This window comes from Cupriavidus pauculus, assembly GCF_008801835.1.
GTDB lineage: Bacteria > Pseudomonadota > Gammaproteobacteria > Burkholderiales > Burkholderiaceae > Cupriavidus > Cupriavidus pauculus.
On record NZ_VZOW01000024.1, the window covers coordinates 1 to 15,639 of the forward strand.

The 15,639-nt window shown below is 62.6% G+C and carries 12 protein-coding genes and 1 pseudogene; 8 read left to right on the forward strand and 5 right to left on the reverse strand.

Annotated elements, in window-relative coordinates:
* The 4 genes and pseudogenes from F7R19_RS29835 to F7R19_RS20930 all read left to right on the forward strand — a co-directional run.
* Positions 1 to 186 (forward strand): annotated as a pseudogene (locus F7R19_RS29835) (SEL1-like repeat protein); the annotation flags it as partial.
* Between the two features lie 36 nt (positions 187 to 222).
* Entirely contained in the window at positions 223 to 1,416 is a 1,194-nt protein-coding gene (locus tag F7R19_RS20920; RefSeq protein WP_150981861.1) for a hypothetical protein, read from the forward strand.
* Between the two features lies 1 nt (position 1,417).
* The gene (locus F7R19_RS20925; protein WP_223506087.1) at positions 1,418 to 4,930 is read left to right on the forward strand and encodes an ImcF-related family protein; all 3,513 of its coding nucleotides are present in this window, start codon (positions 1,418 to 1,420) and stop codon (positions 4,928 to 4,930) included.
* 218 nt (positions 4,931 to 5,148) lie between these two features.
* Entirely contained in the window at positions 5,149 to 5,334 is a 186-nt protein-coding gene (locus tag F7R19_RS20930; protein WP_061955897.1) for a hypothetical protein, read from the forward strand.
* Between the two features lie 135 nt (positions 5,335 to 5,469).
* Here the strand turns inward: F7R19_RS20930 and F7R19_RS20935 are convergent, their stop codons facing one another.
* The 3 genes from F7R19_RS20935 to F7R19_RS20945 all read right to left on the reverse strand — a co-directional run bounded on the left by F7R19_RS20935 (position 5,470) and on the right by F7R19_RS20945 (position 7,673).
* Positions 5,470 to 5,847: a DUF427 domain-containing protein gene (locus F7R19_RS20935; protein WP_061955895.1), complete on the reverse strand. Its 378-nt coding sequence runs from the start codon at positions 5,845 to 5,847 to the stop codon at positions 5,470 to 5,472.
* 311 nt (positions 5,848 to 6,158) lie between these two features.
* Positions 6,159 to 6,848: a GntR family transcriptional regulator gene (locus F7R19_RS20940; protein WP_061955893.1), complete on the reverse strand. Its 690-nt coding sequence runs from the start codon at positions 6,846 to 6,848 to the stop codon at positions 6,159 to 6,161.
* 69 nt (positions 6,849 to 6,917) lie between these two features.
* Positions 6,918 to 7,673 (reverse strand): TerC family protein, encoded by a 756-nt coding sequence (locus tag F7R19_RS20945; protein ID WP_061955891.1) that lies wholly within the window; start codon positions 7,671 to 7,673, stop codon positions 6,918 to 6,920.
* Between the two features lie 229 nt (positions 7,674 to 7,902).
* Between F7R19_RS20945 and F7R19_RS20950 the strand changes: the two genes are divergently transcribed.
* Both F7R19_RS20950 and F7R19_RS20955 read left to right on the forward strand, forming a co-directional pair.
* Positions 7,903 to 8,919: a 2-dehydropantoate 2-reductase gene (locus tag F7R19_RS20950; RefSeq protein ID WP_150981862.1), complete on the forward strand. Its 1,017-nt coding sequence runs from the start codon at positions 7,903 to 7,905 to the stop codon at positions 8,917 to 8,919.
* A 229-nt stretch (positions 8,920 to 9,148) separates the two neighbouring features.
* Positions 9,149 to 9,883: a GntR family transcriptional regulator gene (locus tag F7R19_RS20955; RefSeq protein WP_061955887.1), complete on the forward strand. Its 735-nt coding sequence runs from the start codon at positions 9,149 to 9,151 to the stop codon at positions 9,881 to 9,883.
* Between the two features lie 136 nt (positions 9,884 to 10,019).
* Here F7R19_RS20955 and sucD read toward each other — a convergent pair whose 3' ends face one another.
* Together sucD and sucC are read right to left on the reverse strand one after the other, a co-directional pair.
* Positions 10,020 to 10,892, reverse strand: coding sequence for a succinate--CoA ligase subunit alpha (sucD, locus tag F7R19_RS20960; protein WP_061955885.1), 873 nt, complete (start codon positions 10,890 to 10,892; stop codon positions 10,020 to 10,022).
* A gap of 1 nt (position 10,893) precedes the next feature.
* Positions 10,894 to 12,105, reverse strand: coding sequence for an ADP-forming succinate--CoA ligase subunit beta (gene sucC / locus F7R19_RS20965; protein WP_150981863.1), 1,212 nt, complete (start codon positions 12,103 to 12,105; stop codon positions 10,894 to 10,896).
* Positions 12,106 to 12,483: 378 nt separating this feature from the next.
* On the opposite strand from sucC, the gene F7R19_RS20970 reads away from it, so the two are divergent.
* Both F7R19_RS20970 and frc read left to right on the forward strand, forming a co-directional pair.
* The gene (locus F7R19_RS20970; protein WP_150981864.1) at positions 12,484 to 14,238 is read left to right on the forward strand and encodes a thiamine pyrophosphate-binding protein; all 1,755 of its coding nucleotides are present in this window, start codon (positions 12,484 to 12,486) and stop codon (positions 14,236 to 14,238) included.
* Positions 14,239 to 14,289: 51 nt separating this feature from the next.
* On the forward strand, positions 14,290 to 15,522 hold the full coding sequence (gene frc, locus F7R19_RS20975) for a formyl-CoA transferase (protein ID WP_061955879.1): 1,233 nt from the start codon (positions 14,290 to 14,292) through the stop codon (positions 15,520 to 15,522).
* Positions 15,523 to 15,639: the final 117 nt, after the last annotated feature.

The window sequence follows — 15,639 nt, forward strand, 5'->3', positions numbered from 1 at the left end:
TGGTGCGTACCGCATGTGGCCCGCATCAAGCCGGATGCGACGCGGTACTTCAAGGAAGGCGACGTGATGCCGCCGCTGGTTTATGAAGACCCGCGACCGATCCCCGGTCTTGACCGGTTACTTGGCAAGCGCCAGCGCATATCGGATGTCGGCTGGCAATTGATCTCCTACGACGTCGATGCCTGACCGGCCGGCGATTCCATGCACTCACCGATCCACTGAATGTCCTGGCCAGTTCCGAAGCTATGCGCAATCAAGCGCCCCGAGCCATTCCCGTTGCGTGTCTGGCTTCCCGTTTCGCTTACGTTCGCGGCAGCATCGGCAGCGCTGGTGCTCAGATTCTGGCCTGCAGGCAAAGCGACGCAAGACATGCTTTTCTGGGGAGAACTGGTCGGGGTGCCGATTATCGTGGCCTGCCTTGTACTCGGCTGGAAATTAATTCCATGGCAGCGCGAGCAACTCTTGGCCGAGGAGGTGGAGCGTGAACACGCGCGTATCAAATCGCTTTGGAGTACGTGGTCGCGTCGGCACCTCGTCATACGGCACGTCGCGACATTTTTACCGGTGAAGGAGAGCGCAATCGAGCTGGGCAGAATGGGTACTGAACTGCCTGTGAATCTGCAGCGAGCGGTGGGCTTTGCATGGCTGAAGCCCGATACGGATGAATCGCGTTTTATGCGCATCCTTTGTCTCATCGCGGATCGATTCCGGCCTGCGCTCGAGGGGTTGTCGGCAGTCCATGTCGTGCTTCTTCTCGATACTTTTGATAGCACGGCAGTGGATTTGGGAACGGCCGATGCAGCAAAGGTGTTCACCAGTGCGATGCCAGGGATTGATGTCAGTGTGGAGGCCGCGAAGGCGGCTGATTGCGCGGAATGGATCACTGAGCAGGTTGACACCATTGATGGTATCGCCCGCCTGATGGTGGCCATACAGCTATGGGATGCGGGCGATGCGCCTGGCAACTTCAGCGAGGGTGCCGTGGGGATCCTTATCGAGCCTTCTGCGCATGCCACAAAGCCGGTGAGACAGGTTGCGCCGGAGGCCGGCTCCATTCTTCGTCCCATGATCACAGGCAGCGATATGTTGAACGAGGACCTCGCGCAACTCGTTGCCGTGCAACTCGAAGGCAACCGGCTCACGCATCTCTGGTTTTCAGGGTGCGGTGAGGAAACCGCCGTCATCACGTCAACGCTTCACCAGCTTGCGCCGGATCAGCGAGTCGATCGTCAGCTAGACCATATGATCGGCTTGCCGGGGCCAGTCAGCGGCTGGATCGCACTTGGCACGGCACTAGAAGCAGCAACCGAAGCGGCCGGCTCGCATTTGGTTGCCTGGAAAGAGAGGGCTAACGAGACGATCCAGCTGTGCGTGGTGACTGGAACACCAGCGCATGAATCGGGCAAGGAAGCATAAATTGAAAAATTACGTGTTGGGTCGCTGGCTGGTCTTGATTGGCGCCTTGGGGGCTCTGATTGCCTTTGTCTTTTGGACAGTGAGCTTGCAAGATCTGCAGAACTGGTTTGCCCAGTACGGCCTGCAATTGGGTGCCGTGATGCTTATCGTCACGGCTTTGCTTGTCGTTGAACTCCCCGGGCGGCGACAAACACGGCTCGCCATGCAGGATGCCTCCAAGGAGCAGGGCCTGGAGCCGCCCGAGGCTAAGGACAAGGCTGTTTTTGCGGCAATGTCCGCGCAAGCCGCCGAGCTGGAAGGCTTGAGCAATCTGCGCGCCGTACTGCGGGCCGATTTCGGTTGGCGCTGGCGCCACAAATTGCCTTGGTTGATGCTAAACGGCGACAACGCTGCAATTGGCCGACTACTTCCAAATCTGAGGGAACAAGGGTGGTCGGTCAGCAACGGTGCCGTGTTGTTGTGGGGCCGATCGGGTGCCGACGGCCAACCCGACGCCGCGTGGCTCAAGCACGTATGCAAACTACGTCGCCGTCGACCAATTGACGCGGTCGTGCTCGTGACGGATGGCGACAAGGACCTGCCGACACAGCGGCGGGGCACCGACGCACCTGGCATTCGCCTGGCGCGCATCGCCGAGATCTTGCGCTGGTCCGCCCCCATTTATGCGCTGGAAGTTGGACCGACCAGCGCGTCATCCATCGGAGACGCCCCTGTAGTCTTTTGCGGTATGCCGGGGCATGCCAACGCCAGGTCTGTCGAGGCAGCGCTGCAAAACCAGCGTTGTGAACTATCGCGCCGCAGTCTGGCGCAATTGCCGCAGACTGGCCAAGAACGCTATCTCGGTAAGCTCTCCCAACGGTTGGACGACCGGAGCAAGGCGTTGGCGGAGTGGCTGGCTGGACTCGCAGGTGCTGCCCGCGGGCAACTGCTGGTTCGCGGAGTCGGTTTTGCTCCGGCGTTCGGGCTCGAGGGAAGCCAGGACGCCGACACCGATTTGCCGATCTGGCAATACCTGGCCGACGCTGCGCGCCGCCACCCCGGCCGCCACACCGCCTGGCATCCGCTGACGATCGGTGTCTGGCTTGCGCTGCTAGCGATCGGGCTATGGACTGCCGCCATGCTCATCTCAGGCCTGCGCAATGAGCACGACCTCCAATCCGCCCATCAAGCAGTCCACAACATTCAGTCAGCGCCCACCACCGCCGCGCGCCTCAAAGCCCTCGACACCCTCCAGCAGCAGATCCTGCGCTACGAGTACCGCGTCCAGCATCACGCGCCGCTCTTCACGCGGTTTGGGCTGAACCGTGACACGGAGGTGCTGGCCGCGCTGTGGAAGCCGTACGCCAAGGCCAGCCAGGACATCCTGGTGACGCCCGTGGCGCAAAACCTCGAATCCACGTTGGTCGATCTTTCGCAATTGCGGACGGATGGATTGAGCGAAGAGACCGCCAAGTGGGCGCTGGATGGCCGCGACACGCTCAAGGCTTACCTGATGCTGGCGCACCCGGAGCGGGTGGAGCCTGCGTTCCTATCGCAGAAATTGGCAGCGCACTGGTCCACCGATGCCAGGATCACCCCGGGCCAGAAGCAGGACCTGGCCGAGCGATTCGGGAAGTTCTACGCCGAACACCTCAAGGCCCATTCCGACTGGCGTATCGAGCCCCGCCCTGATCTGGTGGCCGGCGCGCGTCAGACGCTGCTGGCCGTTATCGGCGAGCGCAATGCTGTCGATACGGTCTACCAGAACGTCCTCGATGGCGCCGGCACCAAGTATGCCGATCAGACGCTGGCATCGCTGACGGCCGGTACGGACTCGCGTGGCCTGCTGCGCGCTTCGGCGACCGTGCCGGGTGTCTTTACCCGACAGGCCTATGAGGGCTACGTAGAGGCCGCCATCGAGAAGGCCGCCAAGCGCCAGGACGTGGCAAATGACTGGGTGATCACCGATGGCAAGCCGCAGCCGGCCCAGCAGACGTCGAGCGCATCGGCAACAGATTTCCGCAAGGCGCTGACCGAGCGGTATTTTGCCGACTACGCCGAGCACTGGCAGCAGTTCTTGAACGGGATGCAGTGGGAGCCGGCCGCGACGCTGCCCGGTGTCGTCGATCAACTCAAGCTGATGGCCGACGCGCGCCAGTCGCCGGTCATCGCGCTCATGAAGTCGCTCGCGTATCAGGGGGGCGCCGGCGCGCACAAGGATTCTCTGTCGGACACCCTGGTGGCCAAGGCGCAGGGGATTCTGGGTCGGAAGGACGAGGCCCCCGCAGCCATTAGGCCCGATCCGGCCGGCCCGCTCGCGGCAGCGTTTGGTCCGGTGCTGCGGCTGGTCGGGCAGGCCGGGCAGGGTGGTGGGAGTAGTGGTAGCACTGGCAGCAGCGACCTGAGCTTGCAGCGCTATCTCGACCGGATCACCGCAGTGCGTCTGCGCCTGCAGCAGTTGACCAACAGTGCGGACGCCGACATGCAGGCGCGGCAGATGGCCCAGTCGCTGTTCCAGGGTAAAGGATCGGATCTTGCCGACACGCAAGCCTATGGCCAGCTCATGGCAGCGAGCCTCGGCGCCGAATGGGCCGGCATGGGCGACACGCTGTTCGTGCACCCGATCGCCCAGGCACTGCAATCCGTCCTGCAACCGGCGCAGGCCAGCCTCAACGAGGCGTGGCGGCAGTCCATCGCACTGCCGTGGAACCGTGCATTTGCCAGCCGCTATCCCTTCGCCGACACGGCCAATGACGCATCGCTGCCCGAACTGGCGCGCCATATCCGTCCGCAGAGCGGTCTGATCAATGCCTTTCTGATGGCCGAACTGGCCGGCGTGCTGGTGTTGCAGGGCGACCAATGGGTGCCCGTCGGCAGCGGCGCGCACGGGCTGGCCTTCGACCCGGCTTTCCTTCAGTTCATCAACACATTGCAGCGCGTGGGCGCCCATCTGCTGGTGCTAGGCGACCCCCAGTACCGCTTCGAACTCAAGCCGATTCCGACGCCGGGCCTGACCGACACCGTGCTGACGATCGATAACCAGACGCTGCACTACTACAACCAGCGCGAAACCTGGCAGTCCATGACATGGCCGGCAAACAACCTGCAAGCGCCGCGCACGCTGCTGCAATGGCAGTCCGAGACCGCCAGCACGAACAAAAGCTTTGAGACCGAAGGTGTCTGGGCCTGGATCCGCATGCTGGAGCATGCGCGGGTGACGCCTGTGGATAGCGCGACGGTCCAGCTCACATTCCAGGCCGCGCCCGACACTTTAGGTGCAGGCCAAGGCAAGAACGGCAATGAGTCGGCAGACGCGGTAGATCGTCCGGAGCATCCAGAAAACCTGCTGCCGCGCGCAGCCCAGCTTGCCGCACCGGCTGACATGCGATATCCGATCCGCTACCAGATGCGCGCGGCCGTTGGGCGCGGGCCGCTGGAAGCGCTGGAGCTGCGCAATCTGCGGATGCCGGAAAGGATCTTTGTGGGAAGGGAGCGGCTGGCTCTAGCCGGAACCACGGCGGCAATGCGCAAGTAATCGCAATGAATTCAAATACAGCAGCGATTTTAAGTGCATCAAGATGCACAAATAGTAGCTAACGATCCGTCTCGCATTGAAGAGCGCTTGGTACGTGGCTTCTCACGCCCGCTGTTGCGCGATTGCATACGCACTATTACCTAATGCTGCAATGCGACAAAGCGTCTGCTACAATTCGGGAAAACCCCATAAGGGTTATCCCTGAAAGGAAGGACGCCATGAACACCCAATCCGATATCAAGCTGACCGATCAACTCGAACGCGACCTGATCGAGCGCGAACTGGGCACGCAAAGCCTGGGTTTTGCTAACGATGTGAAGCGCGTCATCGCCGCCGTGCAGAACGTTTTCACCCGTCTGCAGAACGAAGCGCGCAAGGCCAAGGTGGTCTACGCCAACGGCTGATCGGCCCAGGCAGACAAAAACGGGCGGCTCCACTTGCGCCCGCAAGCATTGAAAAACCGGCCGCCGCACACCGAATCCAGGTGTGCGGCGGCCGGTTTTTTTGCGTGGCCTTTTTGGGCTGTCTTGCGTTGCCCGTTATTCGCGGATTTCGATGCCGTCCACGCGATCCGGGTAGAACGCGACGAAACCGGCGATTTCGGCCACCGCGTCGTGCGGGTGTTCGTAAGTCCAGACTGCATTGTCGGCGCGCGCGCCGGCAGCGGAGATGCTGAAATAGGCGGCGTCGCCCTTGTACGGACAGTAGCTGCTGTGGGTGGTGCGGGACAACTGTGTCATATCGACGTCAGCCCGCGGGATGTACTGCACGGGCGGATACGACGCTTCCTTCAGTGTCAGCGCACGTCGGCTGTCGGCAATGACGCGGCCGCCTGCCGTGACCACCACGCGGCCAGGCTGTGGGGCGATCGAAATGGGATGGTCGTTGCCGGGAATCTTGACGGGCTTGTTTGTCATGATGGACCTCGGTTTGGCACGCAAAGTCGAAAAAAACCAGGCGCGGCAATCTGCCGCGCCCCGCGCCGACGGAATGTGCGGACGAACAATTTGCCGTTCGCGCCAGCGCCAATCATGAAAAAACCGCCACGGAGGGTGACGTGAGACCAAGGGGAGAGAGAGCCCCGGTCCTGCCAAGCACGATAGCGGTTATCGTCATTGCAAAAAAGGGCGCCAGCGGAACACACTTTTCGGCCCCATAAAACAATAGCCCCGAATGACGGGGCTATTTGTCGTGCATATCGGCGCGGGGCGGCCGTGTTTGCGTCCGCTTACATGCCCGACTGTTCCTCGATCCACAGCGACAACCGCACTTTGTACGCCTGCTGGATATGGCGACGCGCGATCTGTTCCGCCTGTTCCGGATTGCGGGCTTCCAATGCTTCGACCAGCGACATGTGTTCCTCGTACGATCCGCGCGCGCGACCCGGTACCGCCAGCGTCGAGCGGCCAAGCAACGCCATCGATTCGTGCAGCGAGCGCAGCGTTTTCAACAGATATCGATTGTGCGCGCAGCGATGCAGCGTCTCGTGGAACAGCCGGTTGTTCATTGCCAGCCGGTCGGGATCATCGGCAAAAGAGAGGTCGCGCTCGACAATATCGCGCAGCAGCGAGATTTCCACGTCGGTTGCATGGCGCGCCGCCAGCGCCGCGGCGGTGGATTCCAGCACCTCACGCATCACGTACAACTCGCTGACCATGCTCGCGTCCAGCCGGGTCACCATCATGCCGCGATTTGGCTCGTTGACGACCAGGCCTTCGGACTCCAGGCGCGACAGTGCCTCGCGAACCGGCGTACGGGACAAGCCGAGCGATTCCGCCAGTTCGACTTCACGCAGGCGCGTGCCCGGCGGCAGCTGGCCGGCCTGAATCGCCGCGCGCAACTGTTGATAGGCCCGTTCCGAACGTGGCAGGGAGGCACTCTGATCACCGTCGGTGCCGGCGAGGTCCGTGGGAAGCATGAAAACGTGATGTAGGGATGACAGCAGGACAGCCATCATACCGCGTCGCGCATCCGCCTCACTAGTGTGCTAGGTCGACGATGTGCTGTCCCGGGCCTTTGCGCGTCGCCGCCGCGCCAGCATGTTCAACCCTTCCACTGCCGTCGAAAACGCCATGGCCGTGTAGATGTAACCCTTGGGCACATGGTGGCCGAGCCCGTCGGCGATCAGTGTCATGCCGATCATGATCAGGAACGCCAGCGCCAGCATGACGATGGTGGGATTTTTGTTGATGAAATTGGCCAGAGGGCCGGCTGCTACCAGCATCACGGTCACGGCGGCGATCACGGCGACGAACATGATCGGCACGTGATCGGTCATGCCGACGGCGGTGATGATGCTGTCGATCGAGAACACCAGGTCCAGCACCAGGATCTGGCCGATTGCGGCGGCAAAGCCCGGCACGGCGCGCGCCAGCGCGGCGCCCTCGTGTTCCGGTTCCGGCGCCACGTGCTGATGGATCTCGCGCGTGGCCTTCCAGACCAGAAACACGCCGCCAGCGATCAGGATCATGTCGCGCCACGAAAAGCCCTTGCCGAACACCGTGAAGACCGGTTCGGTCAGGGCCACGATGATCGCGATCGTCGCCAGCAGGCCCAGACGCAGGATCAGCGCCAGGCCGATGCCGATGCGGCGTGCTTTCTCGCGCGTCTCTTCGGGCAGCTTGTTGGTCAGAATCGAAATGAAGATCAGGTTGTCGATGCCGAGCACGATCTCCATGGCGACCAAAGTGGCCAGTGCGGCCCAGGCGGCCGGATCGCGCGCCAGTTCAAGCAGCGTTTGCATGCGGACTCCAGGCTCCGAAACGTTCGTGGATGGGGGCCGAAGAGGGCCCACGTGGCGACGACAAGCGGACGACGGGAGACATGGTAGCGCACAGCACGGCACCCACGAAGCCAATACAGCACCAAAAAGGCGACCCGCTGCAATAAGTGGGTTGTGGAACCGTGAGAGTGAAATATAGTATGTGATATACCAATATATCCGTATCAAAAACCATCGAGGAGACAACCCCATGAAGATTTGTATCTACGGTGCCGGCGCGATCGGCGGTTATATGGGCGCACAGTTGGCGCTGGCCGGCGCCGATGTCAGTTTCATCGCACGCGGCCCCCATCTTGCGGCCATGCAGGCCAACGGCGTCCGACTGCAGATCGAAGGCGAGGAGCGTGTGGCCAAGGTGCGCTGTACCAACGATCCGCGCGAACTCGGTCCGCAGGACTACGTATTCATTACGCTCAAGGCCCATCAGGTGCCGGGCGTAGTTGGCTCCATGCAAGCTTTGCTAGGACCGGACACCGCGGTGGTCACCGGCGTCAACGGCATTCCCTATTGGTATTTCCACGAGCACGGCGGCGAGTTTGCCGGCCGCACGCTGGAAAGCGTTGATCCCGGTGGCACGCAATGGCGGGGCCTGGGCCCGGATCGCGCCATCGGCTGCGTGCTTTACCCGGCCGCCGAAATCGTGGCGCCCGGCGTGATCAAGCACGTATATGGCAAGAAGTTTCCGATCGGAGAGCCGGACGGCAGCCGCTCCGAACGCGTCGTGCGCCTTTCGGAATGGATGGTCAAGGCCGATATGGATGCGCCGGTACGCGACAACATCCGCGATGAAATCTGGCTCAAGCTGTGGGGCAATCTCTGCTTCAATCCGATCAGCGCGCTGACGCATGCCACGCTCGATGTCATCACGTCCGATCCCGCCACGCGCGCGCTGTCCAGGCAGATGATGCTGGAGGCGAAGGCGATTGCCGAACGATTCGGCGTGCACTTTCGCGTCGACGTGGAACGCCGCATCGATGGGGCCGGCTCGGTGGGGGCGCACAAGACGTCGATGCTGCAGGACCTGGAAGCGGGCAGGGCGATGGAAATCGATCCGCTGCTGACCGTGGTGCAGGAAATGGGCCGCATGACTGGGCAGCCGACGCCGATGATCGACGCCGTGCTCGGACTGATCAAGCAGCGGGACCGCATGGCGCAGACGGCAGTGGCCGAACGCGCGCCCGACGCCAAGGTGGCGCGGGCGGCGTGAAAGCAGCGGCCCGTGTGATGGCAGTCTTCGGCAGTCTGGTCATAGTGATATACCATATACGAAAGGCCGGACGCGTCCCTTTATGATGGCAAGCGCGCGGCATGGCGCCAGATTGATGAGCAATTCGCATGGCGCCATGCCAAACTTAACGCAATGACGTTCATAAAAGGGTGTGTGCCGCCGGACGCCAGCTTGGCGTTCGGGGCGCCGGCCATTGACGAGTGCATTCATGTCTGCCCAAAGCCAACCCGAAATCCAGCCCCAGGCCGCGCCGCAAGGCGGTTTGTCCCTTTCGCTGCAACCGATTAACGCCGGCGCCAGCCTGCGCGACCAGGCCTACGCGATGCTGCGCCAGGCGATTGCCGATGCCGATATCTATCAGTCGCGCGAGGAAGTCCGGCTCGATGAACGCGTGCTGTCCGAAGCGCTGGGCGTCAGCCGAACGCCGATCCGCGAGGCGATGACCCTGCTGGAGCAGGAAGGATTTCTGCGCACGGTGCCGCGTCGCGGCATCTACATCACGCGCAAGACCAAGCGCGAAATCGTCGAGATGATTCAGGTCTGGGCTGCGCTGGAAAGCATGGCCGCGCGCTTGGCCACGCAGCATGCGTCCGATGAGGAGATCGGTCGCCTGCGGCATATGTTCGACAGTTTCCGCGACGCCACGCCCGCCGAGCATATCGAGGAGTACTCGGATGCCAATATCGCCTTCCATCAGGCCATCGTGCAGTTGTCGAAGTCGCAGATCATCATGGACCAGATCAAGAATATTTTTGTCCATGTTCGCGCGATCCGGAAGATGACCATCTCGCAAAGCGACCGCGCGGCGCGTTCGATCGTTGACCATCTGCGCATCATCGAAGCGCTGGAAAATCGCGACACGGAACTGGCCGAACGTCTGGTGCGCCAGCACTCGCTGGATCTGGCCGAGTACGTGGAAAAAAACTGCGATTTCCTCGACTGAACGTCGATCGCCAAAGCGGCGCGAGGTCTTTCGTTGCCCATTGCCGAATCATCGTCCGATCAATCGGACGCTTGGCGATGCGAAGTAAAAAAGGCGCGGACACTCCGCGCCTTTCCTTTGTCCGCCGCCACAGTGCTTAGCGCATTGCCGCCGCCATGGTCTGCCCCAGCTCCGCGGGTGACGCGGCAACGTGGATACCCGCGGCGCGCATGGCCTCGATCTTCGCTTCCGCGGTGCCCGCGCCGCCCGAAATAATGGCGCCCGCATGACCCATGCGTCGTCCCGGCGGCGCAGTGGTGCCGGCAATGAACCCGACCACCGGTTTGTGCGTGCGGGCGTCGCGCAGAAACTGCGCGGCGTCTTCCTCGGCCGAGCCGCCGATCTCGCCAATCATGATGATGCCTTCGGTTTGATCGTCGGCCAGGAACATTTCCAGGCAATCGATGAAATCGGTGCCATTGACGGGGTCGCCGCCAATGCCGATGCAGGTTGATTGTCCAAGGCCCGCCGCCGTGGTTTGCGCCACAGCCTCGTAGGTCAGCGTTCCCGAGCGCGAAACCACGCCGATCTTGCCCGGCGTATGGATATGGCCCGGCATGATGCCGATCTTGCACTGTCCCGGCGTGATCACACCGGGACAATTAGGTCCCACCAGCCGGCTCGACGAGCCCGACAGCGCGCGTTTGACGCGCACCATGTCGAGCACGGGGATGCCCTCGGTAATGCAGACGATCAGCCCAATGCCGGCATCGACGGCTTCCAGGATCGCATCGGCGGCGAAGGGCGGCGGTACGTAGATGACCGACGCATCCGCGCCGGTCGCCCGGGCAGCCGCGGCAACGGTGTCGAATACCGGCAGGCCCAGATGCGATTCGCCGCCTTTGCCGGGGGTGACGCCACCCACCATTTTCGTGCCGTAAGCGAGTGCCTGTTCGGAATGGAAGGTGCCCTGCGCGCCGGTGAATCCCTGGCAGATCACGCGTGTGTCGCGGTGGATCAGAACGGCCATGTCACTTGCCTCCTTTCGATTGCACGGCGCGCACGGCGGCCACGACTTTTTCGGCCGCATCGGCCAGATGGTTGGCCGACAAGATCGGCAAGCCGGAATCGCGCAGGATCTTCTTGCCGAGGTCGACATTGGTGCCTTCCAGCCGCACGACCAGCGGCACCGTGAGATCCACCTCGCGCGCCGCGGCGACCACGCCTTCGGCGATCACGTCGCAGCGCATGATGCCGCCGAAAATGTTCACCAGGATGCCTTCGACCTTGGGGTCGGCAAGGATCAGGCGGAACGCGGCGGTCACGCGTTCCTTGGTGGCGCCGCCGCCCACATCGAGAAAGTTGGCCGGTTCGCCGCCGTAGAGCTTGATGATGTCCATGGTTGCCATGGCAAGGCCCGCACCGTTCACCATGCAGCCGATATTGCCGTCCAGGCGCACGTAGTTCAGCGCATGCCGGGCGGCTTCGGATTCCGCCGGGTCTTCCTCGCTTTCGTCGCGCATCGCGTCGATGTCGGGATGGCGGAACAGGGCGTTGTCGTCGAAATTGAACTTGGCGTCGAGCGCGATGACGTCTCCGCTGCCCGTCACCACGAGCGGATTGATCTCGACGATCGATGCATCGAGTTCGGTGAACGCGCGATACGCGGACAGAATGAAGCGCGTCGCCGCGCCAACCTGCTTGCCGGACAGCCCCAGACCGAAGGCCAGGCGCCGCGCGTGGAACGGCTGGATGCCGCTGGCAGGGTCGATCGCCACCTTGAGGATTTTCTCGGGCGTTTGCGCGGCCACTTCCTCGATTTCCATGCCGCCTTCGGTGGAAGCCATGATCGTGATGCGCGATGTGGCGCGATCGATCAGCATCCCCAGATACAGCTCGCGGGCGATGTCGCAACCTTCCTCGATATAGAGTCGGCGCACTTCGCGGCCGGCGGGCCCGGTCTGCTTGGTCACCAGCGTCTTGCCGAGCATCTGCGCCGCGTTGGCGCGGACATCGTCGATCGACTTGACCACGCGCACGCCGCCTTTGCCGGAAGCATCGCCGACAAACCGTCCGGCGCCGCGCCCGCCGGCGTGGATCTGCGATTTCACCACCCACACTGGCCCACCGAGCTTGCGCGCTGCATGCGCGGCTTCGTCAGGAGTAAACGCCACGCAGCCGTGCGGGACGGCCACGTCGTAGCGCCTGAGCAATTCCTTTGCCTGATATTCGTGAATGTTCACGTGTCTCCTCGCTTGTTGGCGTCACGTGCCGCAGGTCGGGGCCCGCCTGTTCGATTCTCCATGACGTGGAATATGGTATGTAATATATCAACAAGAAAATCAAGCGAAATCGCGATAGGGGAGATGAGGAAAAGCGGCACCGAGCGACCTAAAACGGTTTCGCATCAATGCCCTCACATTGATCGCACTCCCTTATATCGTGCGGGTTAACGCGATATCCCCAGAACCGATTGCCGCGCTGCGTCATGGAAAGTCGGAACCGCGCTGCATTTTCTCCTTGTTGTTTGGTGGTATATCACATACCGTATGTCATCAAGATCGACCGCTTTCCAATGCGTAACGATCGGCGATTCCCAAGTCCAATGAGGAGACCAAGACATGTCCGCTGTCGTATCCACCCGGCCCGACTCGACCACGGCCGAAGACACGCTGAAGCAAAAGTCCCGCGAAGCGGGTGTCGTATCAGGCGGCCACTTGGTGGCGCGAGCGCTGAAGAACGAGGGCGTCGATACGATCTTTACGCTGTGCGGCGGCCACATCATCGATATCTATGACGGCTGCGTGGATGAGGGCATTCGCATCATCGACGTGCGACACGAGCAGGTGGCCGCGCATGCCGCAGACGGCTACGCGCGCCAGACCGGCAAGCTTGGCTGTGTTGTGACGACCGCCGGCCCGGGCTGCACCAATGCGGTCACCGGCGTGGCGACGGCATTCCGTTCGGAAAGCCCGATCATCCATATCGGCGGCCAGGGCGCGCTGAGCCAGCACAAGATGGGCTCGCTGCAGGATCTGCCGCATGTGGACATGATGGCGCCGATCACCAAGTTTTCCGCCAGCATTCCCAGCACTGAGCGTGTGGCCGACATGATCTCGATGGCTGCGCGCGAATGCTTCAACGGCGCGCCTGGCCCGGCCTACCTGGAAATTCCGCGTGACGTGCTTGATCGCGAGGTCGATCTGTCGCGCGCGGTCATCCCGCGCCCGGGTCACTATCGCGCGTCGACCAGGTCGGTGGGCGATCCGCACGATATCGAGAAGCTGGCCGACATCCTGGTCAACGCAGAGCGTCCTGCCATCCTTTACGGGCAGCAGGTGTGGACCGCACGCGGCCATGAAGAAGCCATCGCGCTGCTGCGCGGCCTAGATATTCCGGGCTACTTCAACGGCGCGGCGCGCGGCCTCTTGCCGCCGGGCGATCCGCATCATTTCGACCGCACGCGCTCGCAGGCATTCGCCAATGCCGATGTGCTGATCATTGTCGGTACGCCGTTCGATTTCCGCATGGGCTACGGCAAGCGCATCAGCAAGGAGATCACGCTGGTGCAGATCGACATGGATTACCGCACCGTTGGCAAGAATCGCGAGATCGATCTGGGCCTGGTGGGCGATCCCGGCGCAATCCTGGGCGCGGTGCTGCAGGCGGCGAGCGGGCGCATCAAGAACGACAAGCGCCAGGCGCGAAAGAAGTGGATGGGTCAGTTGATGGAAGCCGAGGCGGTGGCAACGGAAAAGCTGATGCCGCTGTTCAAGTCTGAGAACACCCCAATCCACCCGTATCGCGTGGCCTATGAACTCAACGAGTTCCTGGCCGACAACACGATCTATATCGGCGACGGCGGCGACGTGGTGACCATCTCCGCTCAGGCCGTTCGCCCGCGCAATCCTGGCCAGTGGATGGATCCGGGCGCGCTGGGCTCGTTGGGCGTCGGCACCGGGTTTGCCATCGCGGCGGGCTTGGCCAATCCGGGCAAGGAAGTGCTGTGCTACTACGGCGACGGCTCGTTCGGCATGACCGCGTTCGATATGGAAACCGCCAATCGCTTTGGCGTGCCGTATCTGGCCGTGATCGGCAATAACTCCGCGATGAACCAGATCCGCTACGGCCAGTTGGCCAAGTATGGCGACGAGCGCGGCAATGTCGGGAATCTGCTGTCGGACGTACCGTTCTCGAAGTTCGCCGAGATGCTGGGCGGATACGGCGAGGAAGTGCGCGATCCGGGCCAGATCGCCAGCGCACTGCAGCGTGGGCGCGAGTCGATCGCCAAGACCGGCAAATCGGCCGTGATCAATATCTGGGTCGATCCGCGCGAATACGCGCCGGGCACCAAGAACCAGACCATGTACAAATAAGGCCGTCTGCACAGACATTGCCTTCACGAGAATACTCAAGGAGACAACGCCATGAACAACAAGGCTCTGGAAGGGGTCCGCATTCTGGACATGACCCATGTGCAGGCCGGCCCGTCGGCGACACAGCTGATGGCCTGGCTGGGCGCCGATGTGATCAAGGTGGAACTGCCCGGGCGCGGCGATATCACGCGCAGCCAGCTGCGCGATGTGCCAAACGCGGACAGCCTCTACTTCACGATGCTGAACTCGAACAAGCGCAGCCTGACGCTCAATATGAAGACGCCCGAAGGCAAGGCGCTGCTCGAAGACCTGGTGCAGCGCTGCGACGTGCTGGTCGAGAATTTCGGACCGGGAGTGCTCGATCGCGCGGGCTTCGACTGGGATCGCCTGCAGTCGCTGAATCCGCGCTTGATCTACGCATCGATCAAGGGCTTCGGCCCGGGTCCGTACGCCGATTGCAAGGCCTATGAAAACGTCGCGCAGTGCATGGGCGGTTCGGCCAGCACCACCGGCAGCGAGGACGGCGTGCCGACCGTAACCGGCGCGCAGATCGGCGATTCCGGCACCGGCGTGCATTGCGTGGTCGGCATTCTGGCCGCGCTGCTGCATCGCGAACACACGGGACGTGGACAGCGTGTGGAAGTGGCGATGCAGGATTCGGTGCTGAACCTGTGCCGCGTGAAGCTGCGCGACCAGCAGCGTCTGGCCGCGGGACCGCTGAAGGAATACCCGAACGCCGAATTCCACGACTATGTGCCGCGCGCCGGCAACGCGTCGGGCGGCGGCCAGCCGGGGGCGGCATTGCGCTGCGCTCCGGGCGGCGCCAACGACTACGTCTACGTGATCATCCAGCCGCAAGGCTGGGAGCCGCTGATGCGACTCTGCGGGCGCGAGGATCTGATCACCCATCCGCAGTTCGCCACGCCCGAGGCCCGTCTGAAGTGCCTGAGCGAGTGCTTTGGCATCGTCGAGAAGTGGACCAAGACCAAGACCAAGTTCGAGGTGATGGATGCGTTGAACGAGGTCGATGTGCCGTGCGGTCCGATTCTCTCGATGAAAGACCTGATCGAGGATGGCTCGCTGTACGAGCGCGGCTACCTGGTCGAACTGGACCATCCGGAACGCGGCAAGTATGTGCAGCTGGGTTGCCCGATTTCTCTGTCGGCGTCGCCGGTGCAGGTCGAACGCTCGCCGCTGTTGGGCGAGCACACCGATGAAGTGCTCGAATGGCTGGGCCGTACGCCGGCGCAGATTGCCGCATTGAAGGCCGCCGGGGCGGTGTAGCGCCGGCCTTTTTCCAGAAGTTTCTCCCGTGAAGTCTGCATGCCGCCCGCGTTTCCACGCGGGGCGGCTGCCCCGTTGCATGCCTAACGATACGCAAGCCGGAATCTCGCCGGAACA